Annotated in this window: 12 protein-coding genes; 1 reads left to right on the forward strand and 11 read right to left on the reverse strand. The window is 40.0% G+C overall.

From position 1 onward, the window contains the following. Positions 1-13 precede the first annotated feature (13 nt). The 6 genes from BLS35_RS05275 to BLS35_RS05300 form a co-directional block, all read right to left on the reverse strand. Complete coding sequence (locus tag BLS35_RS05275) at positions 14-2,701, reverse strand: non-ribosomal peptide synthetase (RefSeq protein ID WP_090778524.1); 2,688 nt, start codon at positions 2,699-2,701, stop codon at positions 14-16. Positions 2,702-3,151: 450 nt separating this feature from the next. After that, positions 3,152-4,585: a TolC family protein gene (locus BLS35_RS05280; RefSeq protein WP_090778526.1), complete on the reverse strand. Its 1,434-nt coding sequence runs from the start codon at positions 4,583-4,585 to the stop codon at positions 3,152-3,154. Further along, complete coding sequence (locus BLS35_RS05285; protein WP_090778528.1) at positions 4,572-7,748, reverse strand: efflux RND transporter permease subunit; 3,177 nt, start codon at positions 7,746-7,748, stop codon at positions 4,572-4,574. The genes BLS35_RS05280 and BLS35_RS05285 overlap by 14 nt, the downstream gene beginning before the upstream one ends. Positions 7,749-7,769: 21 nt before the next feature. Next, positions 7,770-8,852 (reverse strand): efflux RND transporter periplasmic adaptor subunit, encoded by a 1,083-nt coding sequence (locus BLS35_RS05290; RefSeq protein WP_090778529.1) that lies wholly within the window; start codon positions 8,850-8,852, stop codon positions 7,770-7,772. Between the two features lie 107 nt (positions 8,853-8,959). Beyond that, entirely contained in the window at positions 8,960-9,427 is a 468-nt protein-coding gene (locus BLS35_RS05295) for a DinB family protein (protein ID WP_090778980.1), read from the reverse strand. 63 nt (positions 9,428-9,490) lie between these two features. Beyond that, positions 9,491-10,999 carry a MocR-like pyridoxine biosynthesis transcription factor PdxR gene (locus tag BLS35_RS05300; RefSeq protein WP_132225936.1) on the reverse strand — a complete coding sequence of 503 codons (1,509 nt, stop codon included), beginning with the start codon at positions 10,997-10,999 and terminating at the stop codon, positions 9,491-9,493. A gap of 123 nt (positions 11,000-11,122) precedes the next feature. Here BLS35_RS05300 and BLS35_RS05305 point away from each other — a divergent pair, with 123 nt between their 5' ends. Beyond that, positions 11,123-11,578: a GNAT family N-acetyltransferase gene (locus tag BLS35_RS05305; RefSeq protein WP_090778534.1), complete on the forward strand. Its 456-nt coding sequence runs from the start codon at positions 11,123-11,125 to the stop codon at positions 11,576-11,578. Between the two features lie 56 nt (positions 11,579-11,634). Here BLS35_RS05305 and BLS35_RS05310 read toward each other — a convergent pair whose 3' ends face one another. From BLS35_RS05310 to BLS35_RS05330, 5 genes are read right to left on the reverse strand one after another with little or no spacing between them, the layout of a single operon-like run. Next, entirely contained in the window at positions 11,635-13,512 is a 1,878-nt protein-coding gene (locus BLS35_RS05310) for an FAD-dependent oxidoreductase (protein WP_090778536.1), read from the reverse strand. Between the two features lie 26 nt (positions 13,513-13,538). Next, a complete protein-coding gene (locus tag BLS35_RS05315) occupies positions 13,539-14,441 on the reverse strand; it encodes an alpha/beta hydrolase (protein ID WP_090778538.1) in 903 nt (300 codons plus the stop codon). 15 nt (positions 14,442-14,456) lie between these two features. Next, positions 14,457-16,814 (reverse strand): polysaccharide lyase 8 family protein, encoded by a 2,358-nt coding sequence (locus BLS35_RS05320; RefSeq protein ID WP_165973224.1) that lies wholly within the window; start codon positions 16,812-16,814, stop codon positions 14,457-14,459. Positions 16,815-16,825: 11 nt separating this feature from the next. Beyond that, positions 16,826-18,028, reverse strand: a complete 1,203-nt coding sequence (locus BLS35_RS05325; RefSeq protein ID WP_090778543.1) for a glycoside hydrolase family 88 protein — start codon at positions 18,026-18,028, stop codon at positions 16,826-16,828. Next, positions 18,028-19,512, reverse strand: a complete 1,485-nt coding sequence (locus BLS35_RS05330) for a hypothetical protein (RefSeq protein ID WP_132225937.1) — start codon at positions 19,510-19,512, stop codon at positions 18,028-18,030. Before BLS35_RS05330 ends, BLS35_RS05325 begins: the two co-directional genes overlap by 1 nt. Positions 19,513-19,536: the final 24 nt, after the last annotated feature.

The raw sequence follows: 19,536 nt of genomic DNA on the forward strand, positions 1-19,536 counted from the left end.
TTAGGGTAATCAATTAACAATTATTTAGCGCTTCCTGGAGTTTTTTCCCAAATTCCCGAACATGAGGCTGATGTAGCATAGTAGCATGGTCTCCTGGAACATCAAAGACTTTCACTCCATTTTTCGCATATTTATGCCAGCTCAGGTATTTAAAATCATCCACAAAATAGACGCGTTTTTCAGCTTTAAAGAGATAGATTCGATTGTTAAATGGTTCCATATAATAAGCTTTAAATGCTTCCTGATGCTTTTGATTAATTGCATTGATATGGCTGTAAACACCCTCATTTTTGGGATCCTTTTTTAAACCCAACTTATAAAAAACCTTATATATCCTATTTAAGAACAAGTTATACTGGTAACTTAAAGTGTCTAAAGGATCTTTAAAGAAGGATTTCAAAATCCAGAGTAGCTTGGGGATCTGTCGTTTAATTTTCCTTGGTAGCTTTACACGCCATGACTTGTTGTAAAAAGCATTTTCTGCATCTGTATCAAAAATTCCCAGCATCTTCACTTCTTTTCCAAGCGCAGTCAGTTGCCTGGCCATTTCGATCGCCACATAGCCCCCAAACGAATAGCCAGCTATGGCATAAGGGCCATTAGGATTATGTTCTATAATTTCATCTACATAATGACCAGCAATATCGCCCATGGTTTTAATATCCTGCTGCACTCCATTCAGATCTGCAGGCTGTAAGCCATATAATGGCTGTTCGGCATCTACATATTTAGCCAGATCATTAAAACTCAACACATACAGACCATCTCCGTGTATGATATATAAGGGCATCTTATTTCCTGTAGGTTTGATCGGAATAAGCGATTGCGATTTTCGAACTTCATCCGTATCACTTATAGAGGCCAGTAAGGATAAAATGGTTGGATTTTTAAATAACCTTACCGCAGGGAGCTTGGTGCCTGTTTGTTTTTCAAAGTGAGACATAATCTGAAGGGCCATCAGGGAGTGTCCACCAAGCTCAAAGAAATTATCTTCAATACCAATATCCGCTATACCAAATACTTCTTCCCATATAGCTGCCATTGTTTTTTCGACTGGAGTAACGGCTTGGGTATGTGATCGAGCCACCTCCTCTTGTAATTCCATTTCCAATAAAGCTTTCCTATCAATTTTACCGTTAATATTGAGGGGAAACTTTTCCATAACTACCCATACGGATGGAATCATATAATCTGGTAGACCGTGTTTTAAATCCTCTATGATTACAGCCTTATCAAATTTTTCGAAAGGAACCACAAAACCAATCAAATCCTTCTGTCCGTTCTTATTCTTCTTTGCAAGCACTACAGCGCTCTTTAAATGCAGGGATTTATTCAGTAAATACTCAATTTCACCAAGCTCTACTCTAAATCCGTGGATTTTAACCTGATCATCTTTTCTACCGATGAATTCCATATTCATTTCTGGCAGCATTCGTCCCTGATCCCCTGTCCGATACATTTTACCGTCATAGTTCTTATTAAAGGGATCGGCTAAGAAAGCATCGGCAGTTTTTTCCGCACTATTTGCATAACCGCGTGCTACGCCTACGCCCCCAATAAACAACTCACCTACTTCCCCTTTTGGTACGGGCAGTAGTTGCTCATTAAGAATATAAAAGAAGTTATTTGCTATAGGCCGACCATAAGGAATACTCTTCCAATTGGCCTCTATTTTTTCGATTGGGAAATAGTTTGACCATACGGTAGCTTCTGTAGCGCCTCCCAAACTAATTACCTTCGCTTTGGTGAAAAAGTGTTTAATCCTATCAGGCAAATCCAATGGGATCCAGTCGCCACTTAAAAACACCAGTCTTAAATATTCCTGTCTATAATCATTGTTCGTTGACTCCAATTCTCTAACCAGATAGTCAATTGTAGAAGGTACAGAATCCCAAAAGGTAATCTGATAATGTTGGAGCATACGCAACAGTTCATTCAGATCATTTACCTGCGCCTGCGCTGCAATCACTAAGGATCCACCAGCAGCTAAAATTCCAAATATATCATAAACAGAAAGATCAAAACACATAGAGGTGATAAAAAGCAGACGATCATTTGATCCAATATCAAAACGATTGTTTACCCATAATACCAGATTTACTGCAGAATGATGTTCGATCATTACCCCTTTAGGTTTCCCGGTCGAACCTGAGGTATAAATGATATAAGCCAATTGGCGACTATCAATGGATATATTTAGATTACTTGCACTGTATTTCTCAAATGCAACAGTGCCTATCGCTAAGGACCTTAAATCAGGCATCAGCGCATTTATCGGATAGGAAATGTCTGTGACCAATAAACTTACCGCAGCATCGGAAAGTATATATTGCTGCCTCTCGATTGGATATTCGGGATCAACAGGTACATAGGCTCCTCCCGCTTTAAGTATGGCATACATACCTATAACCATTTCAAAGTTCCGTGCAGTCAGCAATCCGATGTTATCACCTGGTTTTACACCTAACTCAATAATCCGCCTTGCTAACTGATTTGACTTATCATTCAGCTCCTTATAGGTTAACAATTTACTGCCTAACTGCAAGGCGACATGATCCGGAGCTTTCGACACTTGTTCTTCAAACAGAATGTTTAGTGTTTTATATATAGGGTAAGGAGTTACAGTATTATTAAACACCGCAAGCTCCTGCAATTCTTCATCCGTAAGCTTGGGAAGCGCGTGAGACGATTTATCAGACATTTGTTCAATTTTAGAGATGAAAAAACCTAAATAATCGACAAGTTTTACATTATAACATCGTGTAGTAGCAAACTGTTTTTTTTGAGTAAGATTATTTTGCAATAATAAGACCCGAGATTTTTTTCAGATTTTCATGAGCTTGAAATTGAGGTGATATGCAAACTTTCCTATGGCCCTACTTGACTATTACTGGTCGTCTATTATGGATTGCAATTTACCGAACAAGGTCCGAACCAGAGTCGAACCAAAGTGGACTTGGGTACGACGTTGTCACGAGCGACGCTACCAGTCTAATTTATACTCGAAAAAGATTTGAATTTTGAATGGGATCGTAAGCTGCTCTTGACTAGCGCCACCGCCTATGGATTATGACAGTAAGATACGATTAATTAACAAAAAAGCGACTGATTATTTAAAATAACCGGTCGCTTTTTTATATAATTATGGTTCTTAATTCCAACCACCACCCAATGCGCGGTAAACATTTACAACTGCATTTAGCTGCTGTTTTTTTGTTTCAATCAGTTCTAGTCTGGATTGAAGCGCATCACGTTGTGTCATTAACACTTCAAAATAGTCTGCTCTGGCGGATTTAAACAGATCATTAGAAATATCGATAGACTCCGTAAGTGCTTTAACCTGTTTAGCTTTTAGTTCATAACTTTTCTGTAAGTTACTGATGCTAGACAACTGGTTAGCGACCTCAAGATAACCGGTTAAAATGCTACGTTCGTAGTTGTAAACGGCTTGCAGCTGTTTGGCATTGGCATTTAAATACTCAGCCTTAATTCCATTTCTGTTAATGAGTGGTCCAACCAGATCACCAGCCAACGAATAGGCTAATGATTCTGGGGTTCTCAATAAGTAGCTCGGATTAAAAGCCTGAAAACCAAGGTTTGCCGAAATACCTAATGAAGGATAAAATTGTGCTTTTGCTATTTTAACATCTAATTTAGCCGCTGACAATTCGAACTCTGCCTGTTTAATATCGGGACGATTGGCGAGCAACTGAGATGGAATTCCTACCTGAACCACTGGAGGAACCAAATCAGTAAATTTCCCTTTATCTCTCGCAATCGCCTGTGGATAGCGACCCAATAATAAATTAATTCTATTCTCTGTTTCAATAACCTTTTGCTGGATATCGAATTCAAGGCTTTTGGAGTTCAAAACCTCGGCTTCAAATTTTCTAACAGCCAGTTCGGTCACTCTTGTAGCCTGCTTCTGTATTTTCATCAACTCCAAGGCATTGCTTTGCAAAGCAATATTTTTCCTTACAATTTCCAACTCATTATCCTGAGCTAGCAACTCATAATAGGAATTGGCAATCTCGGCAATCAGGTTACTTACCACAAAGTTCTTACCTTCAACAGTGCCTAAATAACGGTTTACAGCCGCTTGCTTACCATTACGCAGCTTGTGCCAGATATCCGCTTCCCAGCTAGCTTGCAAACCAAAATTGTAATCAGGCAATGGATCAGGAACTTCCCTACCCGGTGTAATATCAGTTGAAGCATCACCAGCACCTGAACTGGTATAACGCCCAACTTTTTCTATCCCTGCTCCTAGCTTGTAGTTTACAACAGGCAATAGTTCTCCCTTTTTTATCCGAATCTCATTCCGGGCAATTTCAATTTCCTGAAGTGTAATATTCAGTTCTTGATTGTTCTTTAAAGCCGTATCAATCAAGTTGACCAAATATTGATCTTTAAAAAAATCCTGCCATTTGATTTGGGTACTATTTAATGTATCCTTTGATCCGGCAAAACTTAAAGGAATCTCCTTATTTTCGGCACGTCCAGCTAGCTGAGGCAATTTACAAGCCGTGTAAGCAGTGCATATCAATACAAAGCCTATGCTTTTATAGATACTATTTTTTAACATTGTGTTCAATTTCTTCAGTTAACGGATGTTCTTCTTCAATTTTTATGAGCTTATGCTTTTCTGCTATTTTGCCAAAAACAAAATACAAACCGGGAATAATTACCACCCCGAAAATGGTACCAAACAACATACCTCCGGCAGCCGCAGAACCAATTGTTCTGTTACCAATCTTTCCTGGTCCCGTAGCAATCATTAGTGGAATTAACCCAGCAATAAATGCAAAAGAGGTCATCAGAATCGGACGGAAACGGATTTTAGCTCCTTCAAGGGCAGCGTTTAGCACCGACACACCCTGACTGTGGCGTTGTGCCGCAAATTCTACAATAAGCACCGCATTTTTTCCAAGCAAACCAATCAGCATCACCATCGCAACCTGAGCATAAATGTTATTCTCCAATCCTAAAACTTTAAGAAAAAGGAATGCACCGAAAAGTCCAGCAGGCAGTGATAGAATTACCGAGAGAGGCAATATAAAGCTCTCATATTGCGCTGCAAGGACAAGATAAACGAAGCCTAAACAGATGAGAAAAATATAGATTGCTTCATTACCTCTCGATACCTCGTCTTTAGAGATCCCTGCCCAATCGATACCAAATCCACGCGGCAATTTTTCCTTTGCCACCTCATTAATCGCCTTAATAGCCTCGCCAGAACTATAACCTGGTGCCGACTGCCCGCTAATTTCTGAAGCATTGTACATATTATGCCGGGTAATTTCAGATAAACCATAAACCTTTTCCATTCGCATAAAAGCAGAGAAAGGAACCATTTCATCACGGCTATTTTTAACAGATAGTTTTAAAATATCCATGGGCAAAGCACGATATTGTGGGAGCGCCTGCACCATTACCTTATACTGTCGATCGTATTTAATAAAACTGGTTTCATAATTACTACCTACAAAGGTAGAGAGCGTACTCATGGCGTTATCAATCGTTACCCCCTTTTGCTGAGCAATATCGTTGTCTATACGCAACATATACTGGGGAAAACTGGCGCTGTAAAAGGTAAATACCGAGGCTAATTCAGGCCGCTTATTTAACTCCCTTACAAAATCCCTACTAACGGTTTCCATCTTTTTATAGTCGCCACTTCCAGCCTTATCCAAAAGACGCAGCTCAAAACCACCCGCAGCTCCATAACCAGGTACTGCTGGTGGCTGGAAAAACTCAATGGTACCACCTGGGATTGATTTGGCCTTTTTTTCCAACTCCTCTATCACATCCTGAGCAGAGTTTTTACGCTCACTCCATTCTTTAAGATTAATCAGACAAGTGCCCGAATTTGCCCCTGTACCTTCGGTAAGAATTTCATATCCAGCCAAAGAGGAAACCGATTTTACGCCTTCAATACCTTCAGACACTTTCTGCAGTTTTTCTGAAATCTCGTTTGTGCGCTCCAAAGTAGAACCCGGAGGAGTTTGAATAATGGCATACACCATCCCCTGATCTTCATTCGGAATAAAACCAGTCGGCACACTTCCACTTAAGAACCAGATGCCAAAACAAAATGCTACTAATACACCAAACGTAAGTATACGGCGACTAACAATCTTAGTGAGTAGGTTACTATATTGACCAGTCAACCTACCAAACCAGCGATTAAAAGCGCCCAGAAATTTATCTATACCAGTTTCCTTTTTATGTTTACCATGATTATTTTTTAACATAATGGCACACAATGCAGGTGTTAAGGTAAGTGCCACAACACCAGAAAGGATAATTGCGGTTGCCATGGTTATCGAAAATTGCCTGTAAAAAATACCTACTGGTCCGGACATAAAAGTAACCGGAATAAAAACAGAGGCCATTAAAAAGGTAATCGCAATAATGGCACCGCTAATCTCTTTCATAGCTAGTTGTGTAGCTTTTAATGGCGACAACTTAGGCCTGCTTTCCATTTTTGCGTGTACAGCTTCAATCACAACAATTGCATCATCCACTACAACTCCAATCGCCAAAACCAAGGCAAACAAGGTAATCAGGTTAAGGGTTATGCCAAAAAATTGCATAAACACAAATGTTCCTATAAGGGATACCGGAACTGCAATAGCCGGAATTACGGTCGAGCGCCAATCCCCAAGGAATAGAAACACCACCAATCCTACGAGAATAAAGGCCTCTATCAATGTATGTATTACCTTTTCAATCGAGGCATCAAGAAACTTAGACACATCATAACTGATTTCATAATCCAGTCCCTTGGGAAAAGAACTTTCCTTTATCTCAGCCATTTTAGCTTTAACATCTTTAATAACCTGACTGGCGTTACTTCCGTACGACTGTTTCAATACAATTGCAGCAGATGACCGTCCATTCAAATTAGAGTATAGGTCATACATCGAACTACCAAACTCAATATCTGCAACATCTTTCAAACGTAGTAACTCTCCTTTCGGGTTTGCCCGTAGTACGATATTTTCATATCCATCTTTGGTGCTAAATCTCCCCGGATACTTCAATACATATTCAAACGACTGCGAACGTTTACCAGAGCTCTCACCAGTTTTTCCCGGCGAAGCTTCCAGACTCTGTTCATCAAGCGACTTCATCACCTCATCGGCAGAAATGTTATAGGCCTGCATACGATCTGGCTTTAACCAAATCCGCATGGCATATTCACGGTTACCCAAAATATCAGCAAAACCTACCCCATCTACCCTTTTCAATTCTGAAAGTAGATTGATATCTGCAAAGTTGTACAGGAAGTTTTCATTCATCTTAGGATCCTTACTATACAAGTTGATGTACATCAACATATTGGATTCTTCACGACTGATTTTAACTCCTTCTCTCACAACCAAAGGAGGCAGCTTATTGGTTACAGCAGCAACCCGGTTTTGAACGTTGAGAGAGGCCTGATTTGGATCAGTACCAAGGTTAAATACGACCTGGATGGATGCCTCGCCATCATTACCTGCATCAGAGGCGATGTATTTCATTCCGGGAACGCCATTAAGCGCACGCTCAAGTGGAATTACAACTGACTTGATCAGCAACTCATTGTTCGCTCCAGGATATTCTGCGGTAATGTTTACTTTAGGTGGAGAAATTGAAGGAAACTGGGTTACAGGAAGGTAAGTGATGGCCAATCCACCCAGAAACAAAATTATAAGCGATATCACTATAGAAAGGACGGGCCTTTGTATAAACTTGCCAAACATAAAATATATATAGGAGGTTGACTATTCGGTTTTCAATCTTAATTGTTTGATTACATCCTGCGGCTGCTGGAATTTATAGGTAATCTTATCATCATCTTTTACCTTCTGTACGCCTTCAAGTAAAATCTTATCGCCCGTTGCAATACCGTCCGACAGTACATACAAATCTGCCAACTCCGTAGCTATGGTAACGGGGCGAGCATGAACAACACTATTTCTATCTACCACAAAAACATAGGTCTTATCCTGAATGTCATAGGTTGCTTTTTGCGGAATGATCAATGCATTTTTCAGGGGTACCACCATTTGTACCTTACCGGTCTGTCCATTTCTCAATAAGTTGTCTGCATTATCAAACCGGGCTCTAAATGCAATATTTCCCGTCTCGTTATTAAATTCACTTTCAATAACCTCTACCTTGCCTTTAGCCTTCAGCAATTCGTTATTTGCCAGCAGTAAACCGGCCTGTTGTTGCTTACTGGCTTTTGCTGAAGATTGATAATCCAAATATTCTGGTTCAGAAACATTAAAATAAGCAAACACCTGGGCATTGTCAGACAGACTGGTCAACAACGCACCTTCATCCACCAGACTCCCAATTTTCAATGGAATGCGGTCAATCACACCACTAAAGGGAGCCCTAATCTCAGTAAATGAAAGATGAAGCTTAGCTAAACTAGTTTCCGCATTGGCCTGTTGCAACTTGGCCTTAGCCATTGCCAGCTCATTTTTGGAAACTACATTTTTGTCTGTAAGTAATTTTGTATTCTGAAACTCTATTTCTGCCGCTTTGGTTTCTGCCTGTGCTTTTAACAATTCAGCTTCGAACATTTTTGGCATAATCCTAAATAGAAGCTGGCCAGCCTGAACATGCTGGCCTTCATCCACATAAATATTCTGCAAATAACCTTTTTCCTGAGCCCTCAGCTCAATATTCCTAACCGATTTGATCTGCGAGACATATTCCTTAGTCACGGAGGTATCAATTCTGATCGGGCTGGTTACTGCATAAGTTACTTCTTCTTTTTTCTCTTCTTTTTTTTGTGTACAAGCTGTTACGCAAAACAAAACGCTCAAGCCAAAGCATACAACATTTCTGTTCATCTTCTTCGATATATTTAACTAGATTCTGTCCTTTAATGGACTACTATTGTCCATTAATTCAATTTGGACGCGAAGTAAGAAGAGAATTATGAAGTTATGATGAAGATTTAGCTGTTTTTCCAAATACCCAGCAAACGACGCATAATTACAATTTCTGCAATATGGTAAGTTGCATGGTCTGCAATTTGAAGTGCTTCCCTCAATAAATTCTGTCCAGTCCCATGCGGGATAGGCTCATATAGATCCTTCGTCTGAATCAGTTCAATAAATGCCTCTAAATCATCTTCAATCTGCCTCAGCGTTTTATCCCACATATTTTTATCTGCCGGAGCAGTTTCTTCTGGCCAATAGGCATCGGGCCATTTAGGCGATTTATGACTTCCATCTATGCTAAATTCCAGCATATCCCATTGGGCAATTCTGATGTGTTCCACCAACTGCCAAATACTGTACGGTAAATTATGTGGTTTTTCGCCAAGCAGGTCAAAGGGAATATCTGCCGTGGCTTCATTTAATCCTACATGGGCAGTTCCCCCATCTAATAGCTGTTCAAGTTCTTCGATTAAAGTTTTCATTTGATACCCTTCATTTAATTTAACCATAAACAAACAGTTCACACAAATGTTAGATTCATTATTCTATAATTTACTGATTCCATCAGCCAGCAGTTTAATCCCCTCTTTTAACTCCTGGTCATTTAGAGAACCGTAGCCTAAACGCATACCAAACCTTGAATGGCCATCCTGGTAAAAAGTTCCAGGCGGTACAATTTGCACCTGCTTCTTCTGCAAATTGTTCATGTATTTATTAAAATCTATTTTTCTATTGAATTCAATCCAGGAAGCCAATCCCCCTACTGGAGTATGATGACTGATCATTGGACCAAGGGATTCAGTTAAATACTGTGCCATTAAATCCCTCCTAGCACGATAAATAGAAACAACTTTCCTGGAATGCCTTCCGATGGTTCCATCTTCCATCAAATCAGCGATAGCATGTTCAAGTATATTGTCACCCTGACGATCTATTTGGGCACGTAAACTAATTAATGATCTCATGAATTTTTGTGGTCCGGTGATATAACCAACTCGAATCGCAGGAGCAATAAGTTTACTAAAGGAACTGATGTAAATCACATTAATGGCCATTTCGCTACTTGAAAGCGCAAGATTATTGCCTGCACCAAAATGATATTCATGATCATAATCGTCTTCAATAATTGCAAAACCATATTTAATTGAAAGTTCAAGAAGTCGTATTCTGCGGCCTGCTTTCATTGTTACTGTAGTCGGAAACTGATGATGCGGAGTTACATAAAGAGCCTTAATTTTCTCCTTCTTACACATCGATTCCAACACATCTATATCAATACCTTCCTGATCTACTTCAATGGCTTTAACTTCTGCCCCAATTTCAGTAAAGAGTGTTCTGACTGCCGGGTAGCCAGGATTCTCAACAATAACCGTATCTCCGGGACAGATCAATACCATAGCAGCAAGGTACAATGCCATCTGACTGCCCTTAGTGACACAAATCTGACCAGGATCCGCATAAAAGCCTCTATCACGGGATAAAAACATAGACAACATCTCTCTGAGTTTTAAATCTCCACGTTCGTCCCCATAACCTAAAAGTCCCCATTTCCCTTGTCTATCCAAAACTCTCCTATAAGCCCGAGATAGCTCTTTCAATGGCGCTAAGCGAGTATCTGGCGAACCCTCATTAAAGAAAATCACATTCCCAGAGAATGGTTTTTCCGTTAAAGGCGCGGATACAAATTCCCTGACATTGAAATTACTTTCAGTATCCTTTAGTTTTTCAGCACTCAACGATTTCATTTCAGGTAGATGCTCAGAAACAAACGTTCCAGATTTATATCTGGTTTCGAGCCAACCATCTGCAATAAGCGCATCATAGGCAAATACGACTGTTTTACGGTTTACCCCTAAATCTTTAGCCAAAGCCCTGCTCCCAGGTAATGAAGCGCCCCGTTCTAGTCTTCCTTTAAGAATCTCCTCTCTAATGGAGGAGGCAATTTCTTCAACAATTGTTTTTTCTGAATCGAAAGATATGTTGAAAATGGTCTTCCAAGGTCTGATCATATGCCACCAATACTTTTGTTTAAACTGCTTGTGTACGATGTCCAAATTTACTTGATTTTTATATCGTTCTAGCCAACTGGCCCTATAAGATTCTCCAAACTGGATGAATAACCTAGTCCATCTCTTTTGAATCTTTGCAGAACATTTAAATCAAATAATTTTTATCAGATGGAAAAAATAATAAAAGCAGAAATCAAACACCTCGATGAGTTTGCAGAATTGTTTAACAGCTATAGAATCTTCTATCGCCAGGAGTCTAATTTAGAAAAAGGAAAAGCTTTTTTAAGAGATAGAATAATCAATGAGGAATCCCATACTTTTCTAGCTATTGAGGATGGAAAGGCCGTTGGATTTGCACAACTTTATTCGTTATACCATTACAAAACCCTGCAACGCCAATGGTTGTTGAGTGATCTTTTTGTTTCTCCTAACTATCGTGGCCGCGGGTTATCCGTAATGCTGATAGATAAATGCAAAACACTTTGTTATGAAACCGGGGCATGTGGCCTATTACTGGAAACCGAAAAGACAAATGATATTGGCAACCAACTTTATCCAAGATGTGGATTTGAAGTTGATGCAGAACACAATTATTACAATTGGTGGAAGGATGTGATTAAATAACAAAGAAACCCACTCTATTACTTGAATAAAGTGGGTTTTTAATCTGAAAGATAAAACTAAAATCCTGCAGACGCTGAACGCTTATTTAATACCTGGTAAATCTGTGTCAATACCTGACCACGATTTTGTTTAATATCATTGTTCAGTTGAATGCCAGACAGAGCTTTCCAAAGTTTAACCGTTTCAATATCCATTTTTCCTGATAACTGGGCTTCCCAACCTGGCAAATAACCACGTAAGCCAATGTATTGTACCATTTTAAAATCATGATCATCAGGTGCGCTATCTTTGTAATAAATCAAAGTTGCTTTTTGATCCACCAAGATGTCCTGCAATTTGTTCAAGTCCAAATTCTTCAATTTTAATTTCGAATCAATAGCCAGCGAAGCGGCAATACCCGCCGCCTGTCCCAATGCCATCCAGCAAGGCTCCATACGGAGTGTCGAGAAACCAATATGACTGCCTGAAACAGGTACAGGGAACAACAGGTTATCCAATTCTTTAGGAACCATTACACCAAAAGGAACCGTATAAACATCTGAAAGATAACTGATAAAGCCATCCAGATGTATTTTTCCCGATTCACGTTTCCGAACCGCATGAGAGTCAAGCGCATAATGGCTTGCCGTTATACTGTTGGCATGTAAAGGAGGCCTCGAGCCAGGAGTTACGCCAATGGCATCCTGGGCAGTGAAAAAATAAGTCCCCTCCATACGTCTACCTTCCCGTACATAAACCTGTCTTGGGAAATTTTCATTGTCCTTATATTCATCTTTAGCCAGGCCCCATTTACCCGAAGCCTTTCTAAAGTTGGCCGGAAGTTCCGGATCGTTTTGAGCAAAATAGATTAAACCGAGCGTATAGCTTTTAAGGCGCTCCGCAAATTGATCGCGCCAGTCCCAGCCTGATGTTGGCCAGGGCCAATTCTCTTCAGGAAGATCGGTGGAGATTAACGCCAAATGCTGGTTATTCGCATCGGTTTTATGATTTGGCAAAAATACCCGATTGGTTATTTTAGCGATGCCCCATTTATCGCCGGGTATTCCTGTGGTATCACCCTTCGCCATATTTTTACGATTGGTAGCCATCATTTCCCTAGATACATTCAACATTTCAACCCCCGTGTGGCGCCCATCCCATACATCATCAACCAGTGATTTAAACTCATCCCGATCATATTTTATCGGTTTTGTAACGACGAACCTATTGGCTGCATTATCTGTCAAGCACAATCTGTAATTATAAGCCTGTACAGCATTATCAGCTTGATAGGTAGTGCCCTCAGCTACAGGTCCGTCCCAATATTTATAAGTCCTGCCGGCTCCTTCTTCAGCAAACTCATCTTTCCCCTCACGACCGATACGAAAAGGAACTTTAGCCGCCGCGGCCAGGTCACCTTCATAAGTTCCGTCAATAAAAACATCGCCCTGATATTCTTCGGTTTGTTTTGTTAAACGATTGATAACCTTAATTTTTGTTATCTTATTATTTTGTGTGCTTACATTTTTCTCCTCAGCATCAAACTGGCGCATTTTATAAACTTTTATTTTGTCGCTATATTCCGCAAGCATTTGTTCGAATATCATTTCAGCAACAGAAGGTTCAAAATGATAACCATCACTACACATTCTCACCTGCTCAGCGTTTTCACCATATTTTTTTATATAATATTTTTTAATACGTCCGGTAAAATCGGTAAACAAACCCGTTGTAGCACCTCTGGTAGCGATATCTGTAGCACCAAGTCCGTTGGCAGGCAAGCCGCCTATATGCCCTGTACGCTCTAGAATAACTGATGTCTTCCCCAATTTAGCTGCAGAAATGGCACACATAATCCCCCCGGGATTCCCCCCTACAATAACAAGATTATACTGTGAAAAAGCTGCTGATGCAGGAAAAAGGAATGCAATAAAAAGGCACTTAAATATTTTCATATTTCTTACTTATTAAATTAAAACAATTATAAAATTCCATTGGCTTCTAACCAATTTGTAGCATGATCAAACCATTGATCTTTCGTTGCTTTGTTATACAGTCCAAAACCATGTCCGCCAGTTGGGTACAACACCATTTCGGCCCTTACTTTAGCTTCCGTTAAAGCACTATAAAACAAAAGGCTATTTTGAACAGCTACCGTCTTATCATCCTGCGCTTGCACAATGAAAGTAACCGGGGTATTGCCCCCAACTTGTTTCTCATTCGAATACAGATCAACCAATTCCTGACTTGGATGCATGCCAATCAGATTATGCTTTGATCCCTGATGTGCCGCCGCTCCAAAGCTGATCACAGGATAGATCAACATCATAAAATCAGGTCGGAGATTAACATTCAATTTATTCTCAATAACAGGATGATTAAAATGAGTTCCCGCAGTTGAGGCCAGATGGCCACCTGCCGAGAAACCGATAATTCCAATCTTAGCCGGATTGATCCCCAAATCTGCTGATCGCAGTCTAATCAATTGTATAGCCCGCTGAGCGTCCTGCAGTGGTCCTATGGTTTTATCAACCATAACCTCATCACTTGGCAAACGATACTTTAATACAAATGCGGTAATACCTATCTCATTAAATTTTCGAGCGATATCATAGCCCTCATTGCTCATCATTAATCGGGCATAACCGCCTCCCGGACAAATGATAACCGCAACGCCATTCGCTTTGACCTTTTCAGGAAAAAAGGGTGTTAAAGTTGGAATACTTACAAAGCCAACCTTATTATTTTCATTGATCTCAAGGTAGGTAGATGGTGTTTTTTTCGAATTTGGTACGCCCTCAGGATACAGAAAAATCGGCTGTTGTGCAAAGCCACATGGAATACAGGTAATGAACAGTAAAATATTTAAAATACAAATCTTCATATCTATGGATTAAATTTATTGTTTAAACACTGCAGACACAGATCTGCCTTTCAATCCCTTCGTATTTACAGAAAACTGAAGTACAGGCTTTAATTGCTTTACAGTTATTTCAGGATCTGAAGTCACAAGACCCGAAACCGCTCTATTGATCTGTATATGAATAAGCCCCTCATTAAGCATAGTAGGATCAGCTAACGAAACATTTATACCCGCTCCATTTTCCAGAACCATTACTGCTGCTTTTTTATCGCAGGTTAGATATATTTTTTGGTCCAGCACAACAGAACTCAATGTATCCTTCCAAAAGTTAGCCGCAGTTAATCCCAGCTTAATATCTTTTACAGCTTGAACTGTCGTTGTATTTTCTAATATCTGTATGGATGGAGATTTGGCATACTGTTTTACTTGATCAGCACTATAGCCTGGCAACAGCAAGTAAGCATATTTGTTCTCAGCATTATTATCATCAATACTATGATTGCCCTGCGCCTTCCATAGCGTTAAGTAATTCCGTGTTTGTAGGGTACTGTCGGTCCCGGTCCGTACCTCGCTCCATTTGCCGCTCTGAGGCATGCGTTTCATGCTTAATTGTATACCTTCGGGAAAGTAGTAACCAATGTCTGCCCCCTTTACATTCCCCGATAGATGGGCCCATTTTACGTTAGGCCGATCACTAATATCAAAATCACCCGGTATAATTTTGCCATCCAGCGTAAATGTATTACTGTTTTCCAAACTGAGCTTACGCTGTTCTATTGTGGTCAATACATTTCTGTTATCCTGGTTGGTAATACCGGCACCCAAACAAACAATTCCATCAGCTAACATAAACCAGGATTTTTTCGCCGAAAGAGTAGTTCCGAAAGGAGATAAATCCATCCCACTTACACCGTATTTGCCTAGTGCAGTACCGCCCACCCAACTTTTGGTGCTGGATTTATTAGGCAAAGCTGTTAAGTCCTCCTCTGTAGTGGTTCCAGGTAAATGCTGGTAGTTTACAGTGCTCCAAAAATCATCTTCAAACTGCTTTTTATCAGTGTTATAAAGATAGGTCATGCCATCTGAAAGGTGCCAGCCCTTTAAGTTCTCCTGATTAATCGATTCAAAATTGTAAATGCGGGCGGAATGCATACTCAGCATAAAGGCATAATGGTCTGCTTGCTGTACTGCTCTATCCATGTTAGCCAGTTGCCGGCAAGTAGTATAGGTTGGCCGCGGTACAATAGTTTTATCATTCATTAGCTCAGTTGCCATCTGCGTAAGCACAATGGACGAAAAACCAGTCTTACTCCCATCTTCCAGTAGATAACTTTTCACAACAGACTTTAATCGTTGAGCTTCTTTTTCGGGTGCCTGATGGGCAAGCAAGATCAATGCTTCAGTTAATGCTCTGCCTTTGCTGTGTTCGCTAATATTGCTACGAGCAATTTCACGCCCCATAACCGAACTCATTATTCCTCCACGATATACTATCGGTTCAAAAGAATCATAAACCCAACTATAAAGATTAGTTGCATGAGGTATCAGCTGTGGTATTTCTGGAAACAGGTACATTAATTCTGCGAGAGAAGATAAAAGGTTAACCCCATAGCCACCCGAATAAGGGTGCTTGTTGTGTTGAAGGAATGATCCGTCAGCGTAAAAACCATCACCCTCTGTAACGTAATTAAATACCGGACTTAAGGCATTAATGGCATAAGATACTTTTGACGGATTCTGAGCTACAATCGACGAGATGGCGATTACCCGGCTGATCCAGACCAAATTGGCACCTGTATACCCTTCAACACTCGGGGTGGCATGTTGTATCGCGCGGACGTATGCCGCCCGCCATTCTGGACTGATATCATCATAAAGTAAAACGATAATGTTGTTTAACTTTTCCGGACTCCCAATGCGGTAGTCCCACCAATTGTTATTGCCCCCAGTTTTGGGGATAATTGTTCTTTCATTATATTTTTTGGTATAGAGCCATTCCAGTGCAGATAAGATGTCACCTTTCAGTTGCTGATTTTGATAACCAGTAGTTCCAGGTGAGCAATAAGCAATCGCCATACTATATAACCTGGTATAGCTTGTAGTAATGTCGGCGGATTTGACATACTTCAGATCCAGCCATAAGGCTTTTCGGTTAACTGTATCATTAACAAAGCCATTTTTCCAGAAAGAAACTGAATTCTTATTGATAATTGAAAGCTTATTTTTTATCGGTGGATCGTTTGGATTATACTTTCCACCAATTAAAAAATTGCTCCATTTTATCCGCAAAGAATCGCAATTAAATTGTTTATTGCTGAAAGAATCCTGCGCATATATCTTAAAAGATAGACAACTGGAAATTAATAAATATACAAGCACACCGATTGTTTTCATTGCCATATGATTTATAAGTTCCCTTTTAAATTTTTATAATGCTGATACCTGTATAAGGCTTCCAAAAAATAATAATCCGCGTAAATAAGCGGGACATCTATTTCGTCATGATGCGGGCGGTGTCCAGTACTATGTTTTAGCAAAAAATACTGATTCGTTCCAGCCTTAGCCAGATACTCATCTGTACATAAAGTGCTCAGTATAGTCTGCGCTTTTTCATAATATCTATCTTTTTCGACCGCATAAGTACTCAATTCAAGTAAACCGGATGCCGCTACAGCAGCTGCCGAAGCATCTTTTGACACATTCGGAATTTCCGGATCGTTAAAATCCCAAAAAGGAATAGGATCATGAGCGAGATCGGTTCGTGACAAAAAATAATTCGCTGCTTTTTCAGCTTGCACTAAATATTTAGGGTCTCGCGTTTCCCGATATAAAAAAGTATACGCATAAATCGCCCAGGCTTGTCCACGGGCCCAACATGAACTGTCTGCATAGCCTTGAAAAGTTTGCTTTTTAATCAGCTCACCGTTTGCAGGATCAAAGTCAAGTACGTGGTAAGTACTGTTATCGGGCCTAAAACGAGACTTTAAGTCAACATCTGCATGTGAAACAGCAATATGATAAAAAGACGAATCGCCACTTATTTTAGATGCCCATAACAACATCTCCAGGTTCATCAGATTGTCGACTATAACCGGATATTTGAAAGGTTTAAAATCCCATGACCTGATTGCCCCAACCTTTGGACTATATCTCGAAGACAATGATCTTGAAGCTTCTAACAAAACCTCCTTATAGCTATTCTTGTGTGTGGTATGGTAAGCTTTGTAATAGGTATTGTATAGGACAAAACCAAGATCATGAGTCGTTTTATTGTATTTTTCGTTTTCTAAGGTTTCAGTATACCTGATGGCTTCATCTTTCCATTTGCTTTTCTTGGTTAGATAAAACATATACCATAAGTTACCGCCAAAAAATCCACTTGTCCAATCTTTAGCCTTAACTAACCTGATCGCGCCGTCTTTATTTATACTGCGTGGATATAGTGCCGCGTTGGGATATAGTTTCAAATAGCTTTGGTATTGTTCTTCAGCTACATGAAGCACTTTATTGATATTTGGTTGTGTAACCTGTGCTTTTACACCAACTGATAAGCAGAGTAGCAACATACATACGTAGACTACTACCCGATTTAATTTCTTTAAATTCATTAATTCAATTCTATAAGTACCGCTCTGGCGGGATTAATTGTTAAGGTGATTTCTGAAGTACCTGTACCGGCAACGGAGGTTGTAGACGTGCCATTCCAGGTTCCATTTGTAGCATTTACTGCTGCCCCATCCAGTGTTATGCCGGTTGTCGCTGATAAAGGCGTCGCAGCGCTGGTAACCAGTTCATGCAATTTGGCGGATATAATGGTCGAGGCATTGGTTATGGTCAACAAGGCCGTATTGGCCGCATCCTTATTAACAACCAACGCGCAAGTTTTACCAGCCGAATTCTTAAAAGCGTAAGCGGTTATGTTTAAGCCATTCTTATCTAACAATTGGTTTAAAGACTGCTTCATATCTGCCAACGCAAACATAAGTAGGCCATAATAAAGCGGCTTTACACTAAATGTATTATTGGTATTGTAATAAATTGGGGAATAATAAGACCTCCGTCCACCATGAAAATCAACGCCCATAGCACCTTTACGTGCCAGATAAAACATCATATCTACACCCCATAATGCCGAGGCAAATACATTGCTCACGCCATCTTTGCCGCCATTGTTGACAGAATTACACTCTGCATATCGGTAAGGCAGACTACTACTTGCAGATGCCGTCGCGATTATCCCCGATCGGGAAACCAAGGTCGAATCATACTGCATCAATTGCGCAATCGTTCCGGTCGAACCCATTTTATAATAATGGGTAGTTAAAAAATTAATTCGGCTAGCCTCATCGGTAGCGAATGTTTGGATCCAGGCAGTCTTAGAGGAAACCGTAGGTCCGGAAAAAGGAGCTGTCGGAACTGCTGCATGTAAAATATTATAACTGGCCTCAAACTCCGGTTTGTAATGAACAATACCATAACCTGTTGGCCTATAACCTTGCTGTGGATACAAATCTGGCTCATTACCGATTTCAAAACTTAAAACCCTTGTTCCAAACTGAGTCTGAACAAAATTAACCTCAGAGCTATGTACCGTGTCATTGGCTAGATTTAATCCGTAAATCAATTTCCAATCCGATCCTAACTGATCCATAAATAATTTCAGCTTGCTCACATCATCCCTGTAAACATTGGTAATTGAGGTAGATGTGCCCCTTAGCGAATCTACCCAAAAGATTTTATCAGATGAGTTACCTCCCAGGCGCAGCACCCCAGTTTTCAAATTTTTAATTAACTGCAGAAACACGGCTTGGTTTTCATTAAAATAAGGCCAGGTCGGATTAACAAGATCAGATTTCTCATAGCTCAAGCCCACAAAATTAGCGGGCACATTTGCACCGATGGTTGATGAGGCAATATCCAGAGAAACATTAACCATTGCCAGCGACGCAACCGATAAACTGGATTGTTTTGAAATCATTTTGGCTTCCTCATCGCTTTGCAAAATTATTGCTGTTTTCTTACAAGAACAAACGATCAACAACGTTGTCATCAGGGCACACTTTACCCCAAACAGATATAAATTATGTTTCATTTTAATTGTACTTATAATTTTATA

This window comes from Pedobacter sp. ok626 (genome assembly GCF_900100435.1).
Lineage (GTDB): Bacteria > Bacteroidota > Bacteroidia > Sphingobacteriales > Sphingobacteriaceae > Pedobacter.